17 protein-coding genes and 1 pseudogene are annotated in these 21,385 nt (G+C 62.9%); 10 read left to right on the top strand and 8 right to left on the bottom strand.

Features of this window, described 5'->3' with window-relative positions; all coding sequences use genetic code 11:
- Positions 1-241: 241 nt before the first annotated feature.
- Complete coding sequence (locus X744_RS167310; protein WP_023757029.1) at positions 242-667, top strand: low affinity iron permease family protein; 426 nt, start codon at positions 242-244, stop codon at positions 665-667.
- Positions 668-670: 3 nt separating this feature from the next.
- Here X744_RS167310 and X744_RS167305 read toward each other — a convergent pair whose 3' ends face one another.
- The gene (locus tag X744_RS167305) at positions 671-1,537 is read right to left on the bottom strand and encodes an SDR family NAD(P)-dependent oxidoreductase (RefSeq protein ID WP_023757030.1); all 867 of its coding nucleotides are present in this window, start codon (positions 1,535-1,537) and stop codon (positions 671-673) included.
- A gap of 302 nt (positions 1,538-1,839) precedes the next feature.
- Between X744_RS167305 and X744_RS167300 the strand changes: the two genes are divergently transcribed.
- Positions 1,840-2,121 carry a hypothetical protein gene (locus X744_RS167300; protein ID WP_023757031.1) on the top strand — a complete coding sequence of 94 codons (282 nt, stop codon included), beginning with the start codon at positions 1,840-1,842 and terminating at the stop codon, positions 2,119-2,121.
- Between the two features lie 3 nt (positions 2,122-2,124).
- On the opposite strand, the gene X744_RS167295 is transcribed toward X744_RS167300, so the two are convergent.
- Positions 2,125-2,700, bottom strand: a complete 576-nt coding sequence (locus X744_RS167295; protein WP_023757032.1) for a TMEM175 family protein — start codon at positions 2,698-2,700, stop codon at positions 2,125-2,127.
- Between the two features lie 193 nt (positions 2,701-2,893).
- On the opposite strand from X744_RS167295, the gene X744_RS167290 reads away from it, so the two are divergent.
- A complete protein-coding gene (locus X744_RS167290; protein ID WP_023757033.1) occupies positions 2,894-4,102 on the top strand; it encodes an MFS transporter in 1,209 nt (402 codons plus the stop codon).
- Between the two features lie 19 nt (positions 4,103-4,121).
- Here X744_RS167290 and X744_RS167285 read toward each other — a convergent pair whose 3' ends face one another.
- On the bottom strand, positions 4,122-5,582 hold the full coding sequence (locus X744_RS167285) for an MATE family efflux transporter (RefSeq protein WP_245266382.1): 1,461 nt from the start codon (positions 5,580-5,582) through the stop codon (positions 4,122-4,124).
- A 283-nt stretch (positions 5,583-5,865) separates the two neighbouring features.
- Here X744_RS167285 and X744_RS01000000169135 point away from each other — a divergent pair.
- Positions 5,866-6,652: pseudogene (locus tag X744_RS01000000169135) on the top strand (L,D-transpeptidase).
- A 54-nt stretch (positions 6,653-6,706) separates the two neighbouring features.
- On the opposite strand, the gene X744_RS167280 reads toward X744_RS01000000169135, so the two are convergent.
- Both X744_RS167280 and X744_RS167275 read right to left on the bottom strand, forming a co-directional pair.
- Positions 6,707-8,182 (bottom strand): esterase-like activity of phytase family protein, encoded by a 1,476-nt coding sequence (locus X744_RS167280; RefSeq protein WP_023757035.1) that lies wholly within the window; start codon positions 8,180-8,182, stop codon positions 6,707-6,709.
- Positions 8,183-8,523: 341 nt separating this feature from the next.
- On the bottom strand, positions 8,524-9,549 hold the full coding sequence (locus tag X744_RS167275; protein WP_023757036.1) for a LacI family DNA-binding transcriptional regulator: 1,026 nt from the start codon (positions 9,547-9,549) through the stop codon (positions 8,524-8,526).
- A 195-nt stretch (positions 9,550-9,744) separates the two neighbouring features.
- Between X744_RS167275 and X744_RS167270 the strand changes: the two genes are divergently transcribed.
- From X744_RS167270 to X744_RS167250, 5 genes are all read left to right on the top strand, one after another.
- Positions 9,745-10,776, top strand: coding sequence for a Gfo/Idh/MocA family oxidoreductase (locus tag X744_RS167270; protein ID WP_023757037.1), 1,032 nt, complete (start codon positions 9,745-9,747; stop codon positions 10,774-10,776).
- Complete coding sequence (locus X744_RS167265) at positions 10,773-11,681, top strand: sugar phosphate isomerase/epimerase (protein ID WP_023757038.1); 909 nt, start codon at positions 10,773-10,775, stop codon at positions 11,679-11,681. The genes X744_RS167270 and X744_RS167265 overlap by 4 nt, the downstream gene beginning before the upstream one ends.
- A gap of 99 nt (positions 11,682-11,780) precedes the next feature.
- Positions 11,781-12,794, top strand: coding sequence for a substrate-binding domain-containing protein (locus tag X744_RS167260; RefSeq protein WP_023757039.1), 1,014 nt, complete (start codon positions 11,781-11,783; stop codon positions 12,792-12,794).
- Between the two features lie 84 nt (positions 12,795-12,878).
- Positions 12,879-13,676 carry an ATP-binding cassette domain-containing protein gene (locus X744_RS167255; RefSeq protein WP_023757040.1) on the top strand — a complete coding sequence of 266 codons (798 nt, stop codon included), beginning with the start codon at positions 12,879-12,881 and terminating at the stop codon, positions 13,674-13,676.
- Positions 13,673-14,722 carry an ABC transporter permease gene (locus tag X744_RS167250; RefSeq protein ID WP_023757041.1) on the top strand — a complete coding sequence of 350 codons (1,050 nt, stop codon included), beginning with the start codon at positions 13,673-13,675 and terminating at the stop codon, positions 14,720-14,722. The genes X744_RS167255 and X744_RS167250 overlap by 4 nt, the downstream gene beginning before the upstream one ends.
- An 11-nt stretch (positions 14,723-14,733) precedes the next feature.
- Here X744_RS167250 and X744_RS0135755 read toward each other — a convergent pair whose 3' ends face one another.
- The 3 genes from X744_RS0135755 to X744_RS167240 form a co-directional block, all read right to left on the bottom strand.
- Positions 14,734-15,384 carry a hypothetical protein gene (locus X744_RS0135755; protein ID WP_156938471.1) on the bottom strand — a complete coding sequence of 217 codons (651 nt, stop codon included), beginning with the start codon at positions 15,382-15,384 and terminating at the stop codon, positions 14,734-14,736.
- A 111-nt stretch (positions 15,385-15,495) separates the two neighbouring features.
- The gene (locus X744_RS167245) at positions 15,496-15,984 is read right to left on the bottom strand and encodes a type II toxin-antitoxin system antitoxin SocA domain-containing protein (RefSeq protein WP_023757043.1); all 489 of its coding nucleotides are present in this window, start codon (positions 15,982-15,984) and stop codon (positions 15,496-15,498) included.
- 53 nt (positions 15,985-16,037) lie between these two features.
- Positions 16,038-18,731: a UvrD-helicase domain-containing protein gene (locus X744_RS167240; RefSeq protein WP_023757044.1), complete on the bottom strand. Its 2,694-nt coding sequence runs from the start codon at positions 18,729-18,731 to the stop codon at positions 16,038-16,040.
- Positions 18,732-19,051: 320 nt separating this feature from the next.
- Between X744_RS167240 and X744_RS167235 the strand changes: the two genes are divergently transcribed.
- Positions 19,052-21,367, top strand: coding sequence for a glucose/quinate/shikimate family membrane-bound PQQ-dependent dehydrogenase (locus X744_RS167235; RefSeq protein WP_023757045.1), 2,316 nt, complete (start codon positions 19,052-19,054; stop codon positions 21,365-21,367).
- Positions 21,368-21,385 lie beyond the last annotated feature (18 nt).

Here is a 21,385-nt window from a genome sequence, read left to right on the forward strand (position 1 = left end):
AAACCCCTTCCGCCATGCGGGGGTGGCGCAGCGGAAGGGATTGGAGGTAAACCGCTGTGAAGCGGAAGGAACAGGCACTCTTGCCTGCACGGTTACTGTGACATTAAACCCATAAGGTGTGTTTTCTGACCAGTTCTCTCTATGCGTGCACTCGATTGCGCTGACGTATTTGTCTCCGCCGGGAACCTGAAACGGTCGCCGGTTGTTTCTCATCGCGCCGCTGCATCGAGGGTTTCGATAGATGGAAAAGCTTTTCACCAAGATCGCCAACTGGGTCGCCCATATAGCCGGCCTGCCGCTGACCTTTGCCGTCTGCTGCCTGATCATTGTCGTCTGGGCGGTGAGCGGTCCGTTCTTCGGCTTTTCGGATACCTGGCAGCTCGTCATCAACACAGGCACGACGATCATCACCTTCCTGATGGTCTTCCTCATCCAGAACACCCAGAATCGCGACGGCGCCGCGATCCAGGCCAAGCTCGACGAACTGATCCGGGTCGGCAAGGGCCACAACCACTTCATCGGCATCGAACATCTGACCGAAACCGAAGTCGAGGAGATCCGCGCCAAATGCGAGCGTGCTGCAAAGCGGCATGACGAGCAGATCGCCGCCGCCGCGGCGAAAAAGGCCGTGGCGCAGAAGCGCGGGCCGAAAACGCACGCGGCCTGAAAGTCAGCCTTTCATGAACGCCGCGAAAGGCTCCTTGTAGTCCGGATGCCAGCGTGACAGAGCAGGGCGGTTCTCGATGATGTCGCCGATTGCCCAGGCCATGCGCTTTTCATCCAACGGCCGCGCCACCTCATTGTCCGGGCACAGGATGTAGAAATCGCCCCGGACTAGGGAATCCAGCATGAAATCAATGACCTGTTCACCGGTCCAGGCACCGGCCGGTTTTTCCGTCGCGCCTTCGGTCAGGCCGGTAAAGGTGAAGCCGGGGATCAGCAGATGGGCGGCAACACGGGCGCCGGGTTCGTTGCGCAGTGCATGCGCCAAGCCTTCGGTGAAAGTCTTCACTCCGGCCTTGGAGACATTGTAGGCAAGATTGCCGGGCGGTGTGGTGATGCCTTGCTTGGAACCGGTGTTGACGATCAAACCCGGCCTTGCCGAGGCCAGCATGCGCGGTGCGAACGCCTCGACGCCATGCACGACGCCCCAGAAATTTATGTCCAGCAGCCGTTTCCAGGCATCGCGGTTTTCCCAGGGCTTTCCGGGGTTGTCGCCGACTCCGGCATTGTTCATCAGCAGCGACACATCGCCGAAGGCGCCGAACGCCCTTTCGGCGAGACGGTCCACCTCATCCGCCTTCGAAACGTCGGCGTCGACGGCAAGCACGGCACTGTCGCCGCCGATCGCAGCGACGGCGCGCGAGGCGTGTTCAAGGCGCGCGCCACCGATGTCGGCCAGTACGATCTTCATGCCCATCGACGCAAACCGCTTGGCGGCCGCAAGACCGATGCCGCTGGCGGCGCCGGTGATGACGGCGGCGTTGCCTCGGCCAAGAGCGGGCAGGGCTGTCTGGATTTCGGCGTCGGTGGTCATGGGCGATGGGTCCTTCTTTCGATGGCGCCGAACTTAGAGACTGTTTGAAAATCCTGCTCTGGCGGCCATCTGATGGCGTTTTCTGCGCTTCCGTTGCTCACGGACCAAATGTCCGCTGCGCTACGGTTCTCGAAACCACCATCATATGACTCACCAGAGCGAATTTCGAAACAGTCTCTTAGCGCTGGAACGGGCTTGCGCAAGCCTCTGATCGCCCTGTTTGGGTTGACCAGTTCGGTCGAGGCTGCGCATGTTGTCCCGGCAAAAGGAGACTTTTGCCGGGACAAATGGAGTTTTCCTGATTGACGGACTGGGTCGCAATTCTCAAGGAACAGACCACCATCGGTGACCAGATGGGGCGCGAGGTGCCGCAGATGCTGGCCAACCCCGACATTAGCGAAGCGCAGGTGAAGACGCTGTTCTCGGCGCTGGAAAAACAGGCCGAATTCGTCGAGAAGCTGCGCATGGCCCTGGAAAAGTTCGGCCATGATTTCTCGATCATCAAGGCCGCGGAGCGGCTGGAGGAGCGCTATGCCGACCTTGCCGCAGCAGTGGCGGAAAAGCTGAAGGCAATGCGCAAGTAGGATCTACTTTTCGATGACCCGCGCGAAACGCGTATCCGGCACGAGCCATACCATCGCGACCAGCACATAAAGCGCGACGCCGATCCACTGGCTGACGAAGGTCAGCACGACGGCTGCGATGTAGATGGCCAGCGAGATCTTTCCCTTGCGATCGTTGCCCAGTGCCTTGGCAAAGGCTGTGTCGTTGCCGTGCAGGCGATGCAGTGCGGCGGCCAGTATCGTATAGGCGATGGCGCATAGCGCCAAGTCGATGCCGTAGACGGCGACCGGCACCGGCGCAAAGTGGTTCTCGCCCATGAAGGCCGTCGTCACCGGCATCAGCGACAGCCAGAACAGCAGATTGAGGTTCGCCCACAACACGCGGCCGTCGACGCGCTGCACGGTGTGGAACATGTTGTGCAGGTTGTTCCAATAGATGCCGACATTGATGAAGGACAGCACGTAACTGAAGAAGATCGGCCACAACGGCAACAGGGCGTAAACATCCTCGCCATGCGGCACTTTCAACTCAAGCACCATGATGGTGATGATGATGGCCACGACGCCATCGGTGAACGCCTCGACCCTGCCTTTGCCCATAAATCCTCCCTTCTGCCGGCACAGGTTACGGTACGAAATCCAAAGACGCCATCTCTCGAGTTGAGTGTTCAACAACGAGCTTGTGGCTCGGGCAACGCCCACCGTGCTGTCAGGAGGCCGGCCTGCCGGTCGGAACGTCGCGGATGAACGTGCGTTAAGGTCGCGATCCCCGAAACCGGTAATGAGGTTGGCCATGGCCATTCGCGATTTGGCCCGTACGCACAATGAAACTCGCGGCGATGCTCTTGCAATCCCCACCGTCGCCGCAATGATTGCCGTGCTGTTTGCCGGCAGCACCATGCTGACGCCGCTCTACATCATCTACAAACAGCAATTCGGTTTTTCACAGATCACGCTGACGCTGATCTACGCGGTGTATGTCGTCGGCAACCTGGCAGCACTGCTGATGCTGGGCGGCATCTCGGATGTTGTCGGGCGCCGGCCCGCGAGCCTGGCGGCCATGCTTGTCGCCATCATCAGTGCGCTTGTCTTCCTGTTTGCCGGAAACGTCGTCTCGCTCGACGTGGCCCGCATTCTGAGCGGGCTCGGCATCGGCGTTGGCGCGGGGACCGGAACCGCATGGATTGCCGAGCTTCTTCCCGGCGCGGACAAGTCGCGCGCCAGCGTCATCGCCACCAGCACCAATTTCCTCGGCCTCGGTCTTGGCGCCTTGATTTCAGGACTTCTGGCTGAGTACGAGCCCTGGCCGTTGCGGCTGGTCTTCATCGTCTATCTGGCGGCACTCGCGGTGGTGACGATCCTGGTCTGGCGCACCCGTGAAACGGTGGCGAGGCCGGGTGGCCTCAAGCACGTTTCCATCCGGCCGCAGCTCTCCGTGCCGGAGGATATCCGCGCGCGCTTCGTCGCGCCGGCGGTCACCGGCTTTGGCGCGATGGCGCTGGTCGGCTTCTATGCCGCCGTGGCGCCGAGCATACTGGCACAGCAGCTGCATGAGACCAATCACGCCGTCGCCGGCGCGCTGTTCTTCGAACTGGCGATCGTCACAGCGATCAGCATCGTGGTTCTGATGCACATGAAGAGCAACAAAGCGATGCTGGTTGCGCTGGCATTGATGATCCCAAGCGTCCTGGCGGTGGTGGTGGCGCAAATGCTGGCTTCACTGATGTTGATGATCGCGGCGACAGCCTGCTGCGGCGTGGTGGCGGCGCTCGGCTACCGTGGTGGCCTGCAGGTGGTGAACGAGATCGCGCCGCAGGACCGCCGCGCGGCGGTGGTGTCCAGCTTCTTCATCTGCTGCTTTGTCGGCAATGCCTTGCCCGTCATCGGCATCGGCATCGTTTCGACCTATGCCAATTCTATCGCCGCTAGCCTGGCCTTCGCTGGCATGATTGTCATTTTTGCGGTGGTGGCGCTGGCCTTCGGGCTGAAACACAGGCGTTGAGACGAGGCAGCGCTCGGGCTCAGCGGTTCGGCATTTCGGGCGCCATGTTGGCGCGCTGGCGCGGCACGCCGAGCCCGGTATCCGGTGGCTCGCCGGCAGCCGGCCTGTTCTCGATCATGTGCAAGGTCCGCCAGCCGCCGAAGCGGTAGTAGGCGGCCGCCAGAACCAGCGAGGTGATCGAGCCGGCCGGAAAACTCCACCACAGCGCCTCCTCACCGAACACGCCGCGCATGAAATAGGCAAAGCCCGTGCGCACGACCAGCACCGAGATCACCAGGATGATCAGCGGCGGCATCACGGCGCCCGTGGCGCGCACCGTGGCAAACAGCACGATGGTGATACCGAACAGGATGAACGACCACGACGCGATGGTGTTGACGTGGCTAGCGATATCGATCGCAGCACTATCGCTGCTCAGGAACAGGCTCAGCACCGGGCGGTCGAAAACGGAAAGCACGGCAACCAGTGCGCCCGTCAGGACCAGGTTGAAGCCGACTCCGGAGGCGGCGATGCGGCCGATCCGGTCCCAGCGCCCGGCGCCGACATTCTGCGCCGCCATCGAGGAAACCGCGGCGCCGATGGCGAGCGCCGGCATCTGGATGTAGGTCCATAGCTGCGCGGCGATGCCGTAGGCAGCGGCGACCTGCGAACCGTAGGAATTGACCATGCCCATCACCGTCAGTGCTGCTGCCGAGATGACGATCATCTGCAACCCCATCGGCACGCCCTTGAAGACGACGATGCGCAGCAAGGAGGGGTCGGGTCGCAGCAAAGCGAGATCGGCGCCGGCCAGCCTCAGCGGATGCTTGCGCACATAGAGCACGATGAGGATGGCGATCACGCTCACCGTCTGGCCGATCAGCGTGGACGTAGCGGAGCCGGCGATTCCGAGTTCGGGAAACGGCCCTATGCCGCGGATGAGCAGCGGGTTGAGGACGATGTCGAGGACAACGGCCAGCGCCATGAAGAAGAAGGGCGTGCGTGAATCGCCGGCACCGCGCAGCACGGTCATGACGAAGGACAGAAGGTTCATCATCGGCACGGCCACGAAGATGATGCGCAGGTAGGAGCGGGCCAGCGGCAAGGCATCGGCCGGCGTGCCCAGCGCGCCCAGGATGGCGTCGACCCAGATCCAGCCGCAGACCGCGAACACCACAGAGACCAGGAAGAAGAAGGTGGCGCTGGTGCCGACGATGCGGCGTGCCTCCGGCAGGTCGCGGGCGCCGACCGACTGGGCCACCAGAATGGTGGCGGCCATGCCGATGCCGAACACCGTGCCGAGGATCAGGAACAGGACGAGGTTTGCATTGGAGGTGGCGGTCAGCGCCGATTCGCCGAGGAAGCGGCCGACCCAGACGGCGTTGATCGAACCGTTGAGCGATTGCAGTACGTTGGAGCCGAGCACCGGCAGTGCGAACAGCAGAAGTGTGCGTGGGATCGGGCCGCTGGTCAGGTCGCCGGTGCGCCGGCGCGTGGGCATTTTTTCGTCCATGACGGGCAACTCGGCGAAGGTTAATCTCAAGAGCGGTTCACCGTTTCACGGAAACGGCGAACCGCTCTCTCTTTGTTTCGACGCAATTCCGGACGGAAAACCGCTACGCACTTTTCCTGGAATTGCTCAAGTCCGGTCCGCGATGATTGCCGATTCACCGGGACAGGTCATGCCTTGATCTAATCATGTTCTCAAAACTTCAGGAATGGGATATTGATCCTCAATGCGTGGGGCCGCATTCCTACTAGATCTTGGATAGACCGGGGGGTTCATGTCCGATATTCCGCTGTTTTTCGAGCGCCTGAACCGGCGCGCGTTTCTCGGTGCGTCCGCCTTGGGCGCGGCATCCGTGGCTCTTTCGGCGTGCACCACGACGGACGTGGCGCCGCCGCCGGTGGCTGCACCGCCAAGCGATCCGGCTTTCGGCGATGCCGCAAGCATGTATGCGGCGCGCGTCGACGAGGGCTATCAATTGCCGGCAATCCCGGTCGCCAAGCTCGATCCGAAGTTCGTGCGTCAGATCGTGTCCGACCCGACCGGAGAGAGACCCGGCACGATCGTCGTCGATACCTCCGAGCACTTCCTCTATCTGGTGGGCGACGGCGGCAAGGCTATCCGCTACGGCGTCAGCCTCGGCAAGGCCGTTCGGATGGACCGGCAGTGCCGTGGTTCAGGCGCGGAAAAAGTGGCCGGTCTGGACACCGCCGCCGGAAATGATCGTGCGCCGGCCGGAATTGGCGAAATACAAGGACGGCATGCCGCCAGGCCCGCAGAGCCCGCTCGGCGCCCGCGCGCTGTATCTGTTCCGGGACGGCAAGGACACGATGTACCGTCTGCACGGCACGCCGGAGTGGGATTCCATCGGCAAGAACGCATCGTCGGGCTGTGTGCGCTTCATGAACCAGGACATCATCGACCTTTACGGCCGCGTCAACGGCGTCGCGCCGGTCTTCGTGCGTCCCAATCTGTCGGCTGCTGGCAAGATCATGGCCGTTTCGAGCAGGACCGCCGAGCCGATCGATGCGGGCGTGCCAAGGGACGCGGAGATGTTGAAGTAAGCCGTCACGATCCCTCAGGCGGACGCGCTCGGCGCGCCCGCCCTTGTGTCGTCGTTACTTCTTGGCCAGGCCCGGCAGCGTCACCTGATAGACCAGGAACATGGTGTCGACATCGGCGCCGTCCTCGGCCTTGTAGGGCGCGCCGACCTGGAAGCCGTCCTGAGCGAGGAAGTCGTTATCGTTGGCGATGAACAGGAAATAGTCGTCGGGCAGCTTTGGATCGAGCACGCTGACCACCGACATCGCCTCCCACTTCTCCGACAGGTTGTTCTTGTCGTTCGGCGCGCCATTGTGCAGGCCGAAGCGGCCGAGTTCGGCACTGTCGTTGATATCGATGAACGGCGTCAGCTTTGCCGGCGTCACCGACGGGTCGAGCACGCCCTTGGGCGCCAGCGGCTTGTCGGCGGCATCGAAGGCGCCGCCTGCAATATCGGTCGCGGCCGAGACGTCGACGACGAAGATCTGGCGCACCAGCGAGGTGTCGCCTTTCACGCCCTGACCGTTGCCGCCGTCGCGCGCCAGCATCAGGAAGGCCTGATCCGATAACGCCACGATCTCGCTTTGCGCGGCGATCTTGGTCTTGCCCTTGGCATCCTTGAACACCGGCAGCGGCACGACATATTCATGCGCCAGCTTGAGATGGGCGAGGTCGGAAGCGTCATAGACCAGCGCCCTGGTGTTCTGGCGGGTCGAGGGCGAATCGCCGCCATCCTGCCGGGGCGCCGACTGCAGCACGGCGATCAGGAACTTGCCGTCGGGCGTCATCGCCATGCCTTCGAGGCCCTGGTTGTTCTGGCGGCCGGTATCGGGATCCTTCGGATCGGGCTCGGCCGCACCCGGGCCGGGATTGTCGGAGGCGAAGTTCGGGGCGCCGTGGCGCATCGGCACGAGGGCGGCGGGCGGCTGGGTCGCCGACAGCAGATGTCCGTCGGCGGAGAACCGGTAGATGTTGGGGCCGTATTCGTCCGAGATGAACATGGTGCCGTCGGGCAGGCGCGCGATCGCCTCGTTGTCGAGCGCCAGCTTGCCGTTGGCTTCGGGCAGGATCGGCATGTCGCCGCTTGCCGCGCGCACGCCGTTGAGTGGATCGAGGCCGGTGGCATCGGCACCCTTGTCGTCGGTGAGAAGCATGGTGTCGGCAAGCGTTGCCTTGACGCCCGTCTGCTCCTGGCCGGCAGCCGGTGCGGCGCGCAGTGCGGTCGGCGTGAATTCGATGCCGATCGTGTTGAGGCGCGGCCGGTAGTCGGTGGTGCCGACGACATTGTAACCGCGGTCCGGCAGCAGCCACAGCGAGCCCTTGTAGCCGCTCGCATCACGCGTCCAGCTGGTGGTATCGATCGACATGCCGGAGCCCGAGCCGAAGGTCTCGCCGAACTTGTCGCGCTGGGCGGCCGGGATGCGGCCGACGCCGACCAGTCCCTTGTTGACGAGGCCGCCGATCGTCGCTGTGCTGTCGGCGAGCGCCGGCGTCAAGGCGGCGAACAAGGCCAGCGCGACGCCGAGCGACGCGGTTCGGTGCAGGTGTTTCATGGATGAACCTCTTTGTGACAGATGTGCCGAAGCGGCCGCGCAGGACGAAAAACTGAAAGAGATGCAACATCGATGATGCCGCGCGCTCCCGAAACGCGGTCTACGGCGCGAACATGATGCTTGCGTGACAGCGCACGATGCATGCCTGCCGTCTTTTCTACCTGACGACAAAAACGTGCGATTGGCGGAAAGAATTGATCACGTCGTCAGGGCCTGGTCGACGACCGACATCTCGAATGCGAAGGCCGCGCACGAGACTCGTCATTCCCGGATATTCATGGAATTGGCCGAGGCGGGCGAGAAGCCGGTCGATCGAAACGCGTTTATCGGACCGCGCAGCATCAATCGCTGTCGCGCGCCACCAGCTCCAGCGGCCAGACCTCACGCATGATCCGCGGACCATCCGGGCCGGCGAAGGCGGGCAGCGACGCCAGCAGCATTTCGGCGAGCCGCTGTCCCATCGGCTCCAGCGCCGGGCGGAAGGCGGTCAATGCCGGCGAAAAGTAGCGGCAGAGCGGGGTGTCGACGATGACGGTCACCGCCATGTCGTGACCCGGCCTGATGCCCATCTCGGCCAGCGCCTTGCAGCCGCCAAGCGCCATCGCGTCATTGTTGAAGATGATGGCGGTCGGCGGGTTCTTGGACCGCATCACCTGCGGCGTCACTTCGTAGCCGGCGGCCTCGTTGATGAAGCCGGACGCAATCAACTCCGGGTCGACCTCGATGCCATGCCGCCGCAAAGCCTTGCGGTAGCCGGCCAGGAACAGATAGCCGAAATTGAGGTCGAGCGACGGGCGGATGGCGGCGATGCGGCGGTGGCCGCGCGCCACGAGGCGGTCGACCGCATCGGCTCCGGCCTTTTCGAAATCGAGGTCGAGGGAAGGGTAGGACTTGGTTCCGGAGCGGCTGCGCCCGAGCGTGGCGAATGGGAAACCGACCTGGGTGAGATAGTCGATGCGCTCGTCTTCGCGCCGCGTCCAGGCCAGCACCACCGCATCGGCCCGGCGCGTCTCGACGACACGGCGCAGGCGCTCTTGCTGATAGTCGCCCGGAGCGCCCATGACCACGATCAGGTCGAGCCCGCTTTCGGCGAGCCTTGCCTGCAGCCCGATCAGGAGCGGAATGAAGAACGGCTCGCCATATTGCTGGTCGCCCGGATGCGGCTGCATCATGAAGGCGATCGAATGGGTGGCGCCTTGCCGCAAGCTGCGGCCGGATTGGTTCGGCGAGTAGTTGAGTGTCCTGGCCGCTTCGAGCACGCGTTGGCGCGTGTCGGCATTGACGTCGGCACGGCCGTTAAGGGCGCGCGACACCGTGCCGATCGAAATGTTCAGGTGACGGGCAAGGTCGTGAATGCTGGATGCCAAGTGACTGTTCTCCCCCTTGCCTGGCTAGCACCGGCAGCCGTGCAGGCCAAGACGACAAGACGATTTTCGCGAGCGGCCAATTGACATTCTACGCCTTCGGGTGTGTTCTCGTAAACGTTTACGGAAAAACGTTTACGGCCATGCCGTGAATGCCGTGACGATCGGTCTGGAGGGACCGAGAGGGAGGAGCACTGGATGGTCAATGTCGTCCTGGTCGGTTGCGGAGCCATGAGCAAGGCCTGGCTCGATGCCGCGCGGCAGATCGACCGGCTCGCCATTGTCGGCCTTGTCGACCTCGACGCCGACAGGGCGCGAGCGAGGGCGCACGAATACGATCTCACCGGTGCCGTCATTGGAACCGATCTCGACGCCGTGCTCGACCAGACCCGGCCTGACGCAGTATTCGACGTGGTGGTTCCCGCCGCCCGGCGACAAGTCGCGCTTTCCGCCTTTGCCCATCATTGCCATCTCTTGACGGAAAAGCCGCTCGCCGACACTCCTGAGAATGCGCGGGCCATCGTCAAGGCCGCTCGCCAGGCCGGGCGCGTTCATGCCGTCGTCCAGAACCGCCGCTATGTCGCCGATGTCAGGCGCATCCGGAGGTTCCTGGACTCCGGCGCCATTGGTGCCGCCACCAGCATTCATGCCGACTTCTTCGTCGCGCCGCATTTCGGCGGCTTTCGCGAAGAGATGGCCCATGTCCTGCTGCTCGACATGGCGATCCACACCTTCGACGCCGCCCGTTACATGGTCGCCGGCGAGCCGGCCGGCGTCTATTGCCAGGAATGGGAGCCGGCCAATTCCTGGTACCGGCAGGGATCGTCGGCCAGCGCCGTCTTCGATCTCGGCGGCGGCAGACTGTTCACCTATGCCGGCTCATGGTGCGGCGCCGGTTTCCGCACGAGCTGGGAGGGCAGCTGGCGCATCGTTGCCGAGCGCGGCAGCCTCATTTGGGACGGCCATGACGTGCTGCAGGCAGAGGTCGTGGCGCCGGGCCGCGACGGCCTTTTCGACAAAACCCAGCCAATCGAAGTGCCGCCGCTCGATCCCGCCGACCGCGTCGGCGGCCATCTCGGCATTATCCAGGATTTCATCCGCGCCATCGAGACCGGCACCGAGCCGGAGACGCGCGGCGCCGATAACATCAAGAGCCTGGCCATGGTTTTTGGCGCCATCGAGAGCGCCGAAACCGGCCGCCGGGTGACGATCGCAGAGGACGCACAATGACGCTAAACCCGCTTCTCGACATCCGGATAGGCACCATGGTGCCGGCCAACCTCGACGATCCGGCGGCCTACATCAAGGCGATCCTGCCGCTCGGTTTCGAGAGCATCCAGCCTTTCTTCTGGCAGACGCTGGGCGGCAAGGACTTGCCGCGTCTTGCCGGCCAGATCCGAGAGGCGATCGGCGATGCCGATGTCACCGTGTCCTCGCTCGGCGTATTCGGCAATCCGCTCGAGAGCGGCGATGTCGACCGCGGCGTGCTCCAGGCCTGGGAAACGGTGATCGACAACGCGCATCTGTTCGGCACCTCGATGGTCAGCGGCTTTACCGGCCGCCTGCGCGGCAAGCCGCTGACCGACAGCCTGCCGCGCTTCAAAGAGGTCTGGGGACCGCTGGCCAGGCGCGCCGCCGACAAGGGCGTGCGCATCGCTTTCGAGAATTGCGCGATGGACGGCAACTGGGCTCAAGGAGACTGGAACATTGCCCACAATCCCGACGCCTGGGAGCTGATGTTCAACGAATTGCCGAACGACAATTTGGGCCTCGAATGGGAGCCCTGCCACCAGCTTGTCTATTTGATCGATCCGATGCCGCAGATCCGCAAATGGGCGCCGCGCATCTTCCACGTCCACGGCAAGGACGCGACGGTGCGCTGGGATGTCATCCGCGAGCATGGCGTGTTCGGTCGGCTGCCTTTCGTCCAGATGCGCACGCCGGGCTTCGGCGACAGCGACTGGACGCGGGTGATCAGCGAATTGCGGCTGGCCGGCTACAAGGGCGCCATCGACATCGAGGGCTGGCACGATCCGGTCTATCGCGGCGATCTGGAAATCACCGGGCAGGTGCGGGCGCTGGAATATCTGAAGCAATGCCGGGGAGGCGCCAGCTACCTGCCAAACCCGATGTGAGAGCAGACCGGCGGGGGGAGCCAGCCGGAAAGCCTGCGGCATACTGCCGGAACGGATGTTGAAACCCTCGGATTGCGAGGACAAAAGGGAGGAACTTGCATGAGCATCGCGAAGAGAACGACACTTCTGCGCTCGACCGTCGTGGCGGCGGCCACGGCGCTTTGCGCCACAATTTCTACCTTGCCCGCACAGGCGCTCGACGCCCAATGGTGCAAGGATGTCCACATCCGTTTCTTTGTCGGCGGCGCCGAGGGCGACGCTTTCGGCACCATCGTCTACAATGGCGCCAAGCAGGCTGCGGCCGATCTCGGACCGAAGGTCGACTACATCTTCTCCCAGTGGGACGTTGAAAAGATGGTGCAGCAATTGCGAGAGGCGGTCGCGGTTAAGCCCAACGGCATCGCCATGATGGGCCATCCTGGCGACGGCGCGATCATGCCGCTGGCCGAGCAGGCGCACAAGGACGGCATCAAGATGATGTACCAGAACGTGCCGGTGCCGAAGGTGGTGGAAGCGTTCGGCGGCGGCTATGTCGGCGCCCAGCAGGAGCAACAGGGCCGCGCGCTTGGCGCCGAGGCGTTCAAGCTCGGCAAGCTCAAGGCCGGCGACAAGGCGATCATGATCGGCCCGTTCGAGAACGAGGCCCGTGGCGCGCGCGAGCGCGGCACGGTGGCGGCGCTCAAGGAGGCCGGCGTCGAAGTCATCCAGCTGTCGTCGCCGCCAAGTGGCGAATGGGCTTCCGATCCCAATCTGGCGATTCCGGTGATCACCGCGGCACTGCTCAACAATCCCGACGTCAAGGCGGTCGGTTATCCCGGCGGGCAGATGCTCGGCAATGTTCCGACCTACATGCAGGCGGCGGGACGCAAAGCGGGTGAGATCTTCAACTTCGGCTTCGACACCAGCCCTCAGATCGTCGAGGGTTTCAAGGGCGGCTGGGTGCAGCTGACGGCCGACCAGCAGCCGTTCCTGCAAGGCTATCTGCCGATCCTCAGCCTCTGCCAGCAGGTGGTGCTCGGTCTGGCGCCAATGAATGTCGACACCGGCGCCGGTTTCGTCACGCCCGACAATTACGAGATCGTCGCCGAGCTTGCCAAGCAGGCGCTGCGCTGACCTCCCAAGCCGTCGGCCGGGNTCAAGCCCGGCCGACGGGATCGCTGGCCAAGGCCGGCAAGAGACAATCAAGCGAGGATCGCCATGGCCGAACGAATCATCGAACTGCGCGACATCAGCAAATCCTACGGTCAGGTCTATGCGCTGGGCGGGGTCAATCTCAGCGTCGACCGCGGCGAGGTGGTCGGCCTGATCGGCGACAATGGCGCCGGCAAGTCGACGCTGATCAAGATACTGTCGGGCGTGGTCAAACCGACCAGCGGCGAAATCCTGGTGCGCGGCAAGCCGGTGACGGGATGGAGTGCGGCACGCTCGCGCGATGCCGGTATCGAGACGGTGTTCCAGGACCGGGCGCTCGCCGTCCAGCAGACGATCGTGCGCAACATCTTCATGGGCCGCGAACTCACCGGATTCATGGGCTTTTTGAAGGTCAACAAGGAGGTCGAGGAAGCGAGCCGGCTGATGCGCGAGATCGGCTTCACCTCGAAAGTGTTCACGCCGCACTCGATCGTCGGCCAGCTGTCGGGAGGCGAACGCCAGGGCGTGGCGATCGCACGCGCCATCTACAAACAGGCGGAGCTGATCATCCTTGACGAGCCGACGACGGCGCTGTCGCTGACCGAGACCGCCAAGGTCTTCCATTTCGTGCGCCAGGTGCGGGCGAGCGGCCGCTCGATCCTGTTCATCGGCCACAACATCCACCATGTCTTCGACATTGCCGACCGCTTCGTGGTGATGGACCGCGGCAAGGTGGCGCTGACCGCCGATCGGAGCGAGGTCAAATCGGCCGAAGACCTCATCAACTTCATGGAAGACGTTGCACACCCGGGCGGATTGGCCGGACTGCACGATGCCGGCGACGCGGAGCAGAGAGCACGATGAGCAAGACCATGGAACCTGATCTGCACGAGCCGGCGGCCGGCACTTCTCGCCCCAGTTCCCAGAAGGAGTGGAAGCACCCATCCGATCACTGGATGCGGGGGTTCATCCTCGACAACCGCGCTTCGCTTGGCACGCTCGGCGTGTTCATCATCATGATGGCGGTGTTCATGGTCGCCAACCCGACTGTCTTCACCACCTGGTATCTCTACCGTTCGGTGCTGACGACGCTGCCGGTGGCGCTGTTCGTGGTCGTGCCGCTGGTCTTCGTCGTCACTTGCGGCGAGATCGACCTGTCGTTTCCGGCGACGATGGGTTTTGCTTCCTGGGTCTTCGCGCTGGTCGTGCAGGCCGGCTATGATCCGTTCCTCGGTATCATTGCGGCGCTGATCACCGGCTTGCTGCTCGGTTTCCTCGTCGGTTCGCTGGTGGTCTATGGCGGGCTGTCGTCGCTGATCGCCACGCTTGGCATGAATTTCCTGCTGCGCGGCCTGATCCAGATCATCAACGAAGGCAAGTCGATGGCGCTGACCAGCCTTGCCGACAGCTGGGCCTACACGATCTTCTCCGGCGAGCTCATGGGCATTCCGGTGCAGATCTTCTGGGCCATCGGCTTTGTCGTGCTGTCGGCGATGCTCTACAACCGCCATCGCTTCGGCGCGCAGGTGAGGGTGGTCGGCGACAATCCCGACAGCGCCCAGCAGATGGGCATCGACGTCAAGCGCGTGCGGGTGAAAGTGTTCGTCTTGGTCGGCATAGGGGCTGCGATCGCCGGCACCTTCTCGGTGATGATCAACTTCACCTGGTGGCCGACAGCCGGCGACGGCTATCTGCTGCCGGTGCTGGCATCGGTGTTCGTCGGCGGCACGCCAACCTGGGGCGGCATCGGCACGGTCGTCGGCGGCGCCATCGGCGCCGTCACCGTGTCCTTCATCCAGACCGGCGTCGTGGCGGCGGGGTTGAGCGGCTTCTACGTCCAGTTCTTCAACGGCCTGATCATCATCCTGTCACTGCTCGGCCATAAGTGGAACCAGGCACGGTACCGGTAGCTCAGCCGCATTTAGCGCCAGTCGAATAGTGGTGTTTCACCCAATGGTTTCTCTTCAACAACCGGAGCCTCGGCCTGTTGTTTCCGATGTGCTGCTTCTAAGATAATTTTCGCGTCTTCTAGCGCCAACAGAAATTCATCGAGGCACTCGCGTAATTCATTTCTTGAGAGAAGCTCAAAGTCACCGCGGTTCCACACGAGGGGCTGGCGTTTCGCTGAATCGCCTTTTCCTACTTTTGGGAAGCAGAGAAATTCGCCAGGCGATTTCCTAAAATCGGTTAGCGAAAACACAGCATCCTCAAAAATCGTGGCGAGCAAACGCATTTGCCAGATGGTCAATGGGAAGTTTGCCCAACCCACTGTAAAGATAGGAACCTGAAGCCCATTCTCAACGATGGTTATGAGGGGCTTCACAGGAACGACAAGCCCCTTACCAACTCGAAATGGTTCAATTATTTCGTCAAAACACGGCTTGCCGAAGTAGCCCCTTTTTTCATCGTAGTCATAAAACGCCTCAAGGTACTCGCCGACAATACCACGGCTATTTGCGCGTCCCTTCGACATTGCCGCAATCAACGCGGTGCGCCGATCGAGTCCATAGACAATTCGGTCTCGAATAATCGGCGACGCCGCAGAATACGTAGTCGTTGGAAAGCCGGTCACAAATCTAACGAGTTCTTTCGTCGTTCGGGTGCGATCCGGAAAAACATATCGGACCCAGTTGTGAGCGTAGGGAGGCCTGCTAAGTTTGCTTATCTGCACGAGCGTTCCTCATTAGTGCCGGGTTTGACGTAAGAAATATTGCTGGATGAGATCGTCGGATATCTCCATTCCAGGATTGCTCCTCCCCGAGGCATTATACACTAGGTCCCACGGCCCACCTTTTTCATGGGACATATTCACAAGTTTTGTCGCCCCCAAACGCATGTATTTGTCAATTATCGGATGCAGGAAATTTGCATCAGGCCCGCTTATAGTTTCGTATACGGGCAATTTCTTCAAAGAATTTAAATCGAGCCTCGTGGCTCTTGTTCTAATATCGGCAGCTCCAAAAGATTTAAATTCGGAATATATCTCCCTAATTACTGGACCGTAGTCCCAAGCCTCGATCTTTGCTTCAATTAACGGCTTTCCAAAATTAGCTAGATATGTGGAATGCAGAAAATATATTATTTTGTTGATCTCAAGATTTGTAATCCCTAACCCTTCTGCGTCCGCACGATCGAGAACCAAATTTGCAATATATCGTGAGTCGTAGGCCATGCAAGGAATTGTACCCTATTTGTTCCGGGATGTCAGGCAAATTGCAAATGCACTCACACCGCCGCGACGAACCCGTCCAGCACGCGTTTCTGGCCGGCCTTGTCGAAGTCGATGGTCAGCTTGTTGCCTTCGATGGCGGAAATGTTGCCGTTGCCGAATTTCTGGTGGAAGACGCGGTCGCCGACGTTGAAGGCGGACGGCTTGTCGGCGACGGATTTGGCGACCAGTTCGCCGTCGATGGTGCGGCCTTTGACCGAGGTGCGGCCGGCGCCGTAGCCGCTATCGGTCTCGCCATAGCCGATGCGCTCGACCTGGTGGCCGGAGCGCGAGCCCCAGTTGCGGTCGGTCGCCTCGGTGCGGTTGGCCTGTGCGCGTTGCCAGCCCGGCGTCGCGTAGGTGTTGGAGAAGGCGCCGGATTTTTCGGTGTTGGCGCCGACATTGTCGAAGCGCGAGGCGCCATAGGGGTTTTGTCTTCCCGCGCCTTGGCCGCCGCGGCCGGAGGCAAAAGAACCGCCGCCATAGGAATTGCCATAGCCGCCATAGGAGTTGCCGCTTTCGGCGACCTCGACATGGGCTTCCGGCAGTTCGTCGAGGAAGCGCGATGGGATCGTCGATTGCCACAGGCCGTGGATACGGCGGTTGGAGACGAACCACAGATGCAGGTTCTTCTTGGCGCGGGTCAGGCCGACATAGGCAAGGCGGCGCTCTTCCTCCAGCCCCGAGCGGCCGCCTTCATCGAGCGCGCGCTGGTGCGGGAACAGGCCTTCCTCCCAGCCGGGCAGGAACACAGTCTCGAATTCGAGGCCCTTGGCCGAATGCAGCGTCATGATGTTGACGGCATCAAGCTCGGCATTCTGCTCGGCGTCCATGACCAGCGCGACATGCTCGAGGAAGGAGCGTAGCGATTCGTACTCCTCCATCGAGCGGATCAGTTCCTTCAGGTTCTCCAGCCGGCCGGGCGCTTCGACCGAGCGGTCGTTCTTCCACATATCGGTGTAGCCGCTCTCTTCGAGAATGGTCTCGGCGAGTTCGGTGTGCGGCGTGGTTTCCAGCGCCTTCTGCCAGCGCTCGAAATTGGCGGCCACTTCGCGCAATGCCGCGCGCGGCTTCGGCTTCAACTCGTCGCTTTCGGCGAGTTTTGCCGCAGCTTCCAGCATCGGGATGCGGAGCGCCCGGGCGGTGTCGTGGATCTGCCGGATAGTGGCTTCGCCCAAGCCGCGCTTCGGCACGTTGACGATGCGCTCGAAGGCGAGGTCGTCGGCGCCTTGCGCCACGACGCGGAAGAAGGCCAGCGCATCGCGGATTTCCATGCGCTCGTAGAAGCGCGGGCCGCCAATGACGCGGTAGTTGAGACCGAGCGTGACGAAACGATCCTCGAACTCGCGCATCTGGAAGGAGGCGCGGACCAGGATCGCCATGTCGTTAAGATTGTGCTTTTGGCGCTGATAGGCCTCGATGGTCTCGCCGACGGCGCGGGCTTCCTCCTCGGAATCCCAGGCGGCGTGGACATGCACCTTGCCGTCCTCCGGCTCGTCGCGGTCGGTGAACAGCGTCTTGCCGAAGCGGCCCTCATTGTGGGCGATAAGATGGGAGGCGGCGCCCAGTATGTGCGCGGTCGAGCGGTAGTTGCGCTCCAGCCGGATGATGGTGGCGCCGGGAAAATCCTTGTCGAAGCGCAGGATATTGTCGACCTCGGCGCCGCGCCAGCCGTAGATGGATTGGTCGTCGTCGCCAACGCAGCAGATGTTTACGGTGGCGCTGCGCTGATATCCCTCCCCCTTGAGGGGAGGGTGGCCGGGCGAAGCCCGGTCGGGTGGGGTCCTCGCGGCAGTGCTCGGCGTTCTGGAGGTGCCTTCTGCGGCGACCCCCTCCGCCCGCTTCGCGGGCACCTCCCCCTCGAGGGGGGAGGACTGCGGCCTTTGCGCCAGGAGCCGCAGCCACATGTATTGCGCTGTGTTGGTGTCCTGATACTCGTCGACGAGGATGTATTTGAAGCGCTTGTGATATTCCTTCAGCACATCCGGATTGGCGCGGAAGATGCGGATCGGGTGGCACAGAAGGTCGCCGAAATCGCAGGCGTTCAGCGTCTGCAGCCGCGCCTGATAGGCCTTGTAGAGTTCGCGGCCCTTGCCGTTGGCGAAGGCGCGGGCGTCGCCCTCGGCGATGTCGGCCGGGCCTTGCCCCTTGTTCTTCCAGCCGTCGATCATCTGGGCGAATTGCTTGGCCGGCCAGCGCTTGTCATCGAGGCCCTCGGCCTGGATCAATTGCTTGATCAGCCGCACGACATCGTCGGTGTCGAGGATGGTGAAGTCGGATTTGAGACCGACAAGTTCGGCATGGCGGCGCAGCAGCTTGACGCCGATCGAATGGAAGGTGCCGAGCCACTGCATACCCTCGATTTGTTCGCCGACCAGCAAGCCAATACGCTGCTTCATCTCGCGCGCGGCTTTGTTTGTGAATGTGACGGCGAGTATCTGCCAAGGAGAAGCTTTGTGGGTATCGAGTATGTAGGCGATGCGGGTGGTCAAGACGCGGGTCTTGCCGGTGCCGGCCCCGGCCAGCACCAGAACCGGACCTTCGGTGGTTTCCACAGCCAGCCGCTGTTCCGGGTTGAGCCCCTTCAGGTAGTCGGGCGCATTGTTGTGGCCGCTGCGGGCAGCCATGGCGCGCGCGGCAATGCCCGACGGGGCCGAAGGCCGCGCATTGGGTTCGTCGAAAAAAGGCATGTCTTCGGAAAAGCCGGACATTGCCCCGAATGTAGTGATTCGGGAGCGAAAGACCAGAAGTGTCTACGTTTTGTTCCGGTAAAGTGCCTGATATCGCGGTTCAGGCCTTGCGGTAACCGAGAGCGACGAAAAATCGATGTCCGAACGAGCGCGCCTTGTCGGTTATTGCGGCGCCGAGACTGCTGGAAAACCTTGATGCAGGCAAGATGGATTTCTACCTCGGCGTGTGCTGCGCGCTTGACAGGCGCTGCGGGCAGGGGAAACTGTGCCCAGGGCAGGAAGGTAACGCCGGTTGCCCAGGGCCGCGTGCGAGCGCGCGCAACAGTCGAAGGAGTATCATCTTGGCTGTCACCATTACCTCCCTCATTCTCTTGTTCATCGGCCTGGCGCTCGGCGGCGGCGGCATCTGGTTGGCATCGCTGGGCGGCAGCTGGTATTACATCATAGTCGGCCTCGCCTTCCTGATCACAGCCTGGCTGCTTTACCGGCGCAGGTCCACCGCGCTGTGGCTTTACGCGGCGATCGTGCTCTGCACGCTTGCCTGGGCCGTCTGGGAGACCGGGTTCGATTGGTGGGAACTTGGGCCCCGCGGCGGCATCATAGTGCTGGTGGCGCTTTGGCTGCTGACGCCGCGGGCGAGACGGGGCCTTGCCGGTCCCGATGCACGCGCGCCGCTCATTCTTGCCGTGCTGGCATCGCTTGCCGTCGCCGGCTACTCGATGACGGCAGATCCGAAAGACATTGCCGGCGAACTCGGCACCGACAAGGTGATCGCGAACGCCAACCTCGGCAATGATGTGCCGGCCGGCGAGTGGCACTATTACGGACGCACGCAGTTCGGCCAGCGTTATTCGCCGCTCGACCAGATCACGCCGGACAATGTCGCCAAGCTGCAGCCCGCGTGGACCTACCGCACAGGCGACGTCAAGGGACCGGACGACGTCGGCGAGACCACCTATCAAGTGACGCCGCTGAAGATCGGCGACACGCTCTACATCTGCACGCCACACAATTTCGCCATCGCCATCGATGCCGCGAGCGGCAAGGAGAAATGGCGCTACGATCCCAAGGTCAAGCTCGACAAGGACCGCCAGCACCAAACCTGCCGCGGCGTGTCCTATTATGCCGATGCGGCCATCGCCGCCGGCCAGCCGTGTGCTGCCCGCGTCTACCTGCCGACCTCGGACGCCCGGCTGATCGCGCTCGATGCCGCCAACGGGCAGATCTGCCCCGCCTTCGCAGAGGGCGGCACGCTGAACCTTTTGACCAACATGCCCTATCCGAAGTCGGGCTATTATTACTCGACCTCGGCGCCGCTGATATCAGGCGGCAAGATCATCGTCGGCGGCGCGGTCAACGACAATTATTCGACGCAGGAGCCGTCGGGCGTCATCCGTGCCTACGACGCTGCCACCGGCAAGCTGCTGTGGAACTGGGATTCCGGCAATCCGGACCAGACGACGCCACTGGCGGCCGGCCAGACCTACACCGCCAACTCGCCCAACATGTGGTCGACGCCGAGCGCTGACGAGAAGCTCGGCCTGCTCTATGTGCCGCTTGGCAACCAGACGCCGGACCAGCTCGGCGCCGGGCGCAGTGACAATGTCGAGAAGTTCTCGTCGTCGATCACCGCGCTCGACCTCAACACCGGGCAGTTGCGCTGGGTGCGGCAGACCGTCCACCACGATCTCTGGGACATGGACGTGCCGGCCCAGCCGAGCCTGATCGACATCACAAAGGCAGACGGCACGGTGGTGCCGGCGCTGGTCGGGCCGACCAAGCAGGGCGACCTCTACGTGCTCGACCGGCGCACAGGCGAGCCGGTGATCGCGGTCAAGGAAGTGCCGGCACCCGGCGGCGCCATCGAGGGCGACCATACGTCGCCGACGCAGCCGGTGTCGGATCTTACCTTCAATCCGAAGCCGCTTACCGGCGCCGACATGTGGGGCCTCACCATGTTCGACCAGCTGGCCTGCCGGATCGAATTCCAGGCCCTGCGCTATGAAGGCCGCTACACACCGCCTTCCGTCCAGGGCTCGCTGATCTATCCCGGCAATTTCGGCACCTTCAACTGGGGTGGCGTCGCTGTCGACCCGGTCCGGCAGGTGATGTTCGGCATGCCGACCTACCTGGCCTTCAAGTCGCAGCTCATTCCGCGCGACCAGGTGTCGCCGCCGGACGAGGGTCGCGGCAGCGAGCAGGGATTGAACCGCAACGAGGGCGCGCCCTATGCGGTGGTGATGGGGCCGTTCCTGTCGCCGCTCGGCATCCCTTGCCAGGCGCCGCCCTGGGGCTATGTCGCCGGCGTCGATCTCAGGACCGGCACCATCGCCTACAAGCACCGCAACGGCACCGTCTACGACATGACGCCGCTGCCGCTGCCGCTGAAGGTCGGCGTGCCTGGCATCGGCGGGCCGATGATCACCGCCGGCGGCGTCGCTTTCCTGGGCGCCGCGGTCGATGACTATCTGCGCGCCTATGACCTGACATCGGGCAAGCAGCTGTGGCAGGCACGGCTGCCTGCCGGCGGGCAATCGACGCCGATGACTTATATGGTGGCCGACGGCCGCCAGTTCGTGGTCATCGTCGCCGGCGGCCACGGCTCGGTCGGCACCAAGCCGGGGGACTATGTGATGGCCTACGCGCTGCCGAAGTGAGGGTGGCGCAACCTATGA

Source organism: Mesorhizobium sp. LNHC252B00, assembly GCF_000502955.1.
Classification (GTDB): domain Bacteria; phylum Pseudomonadota; class Alphaproteobacteria; order Rhizobiales; family Rhizobiaceae; genus Mesorhizobium.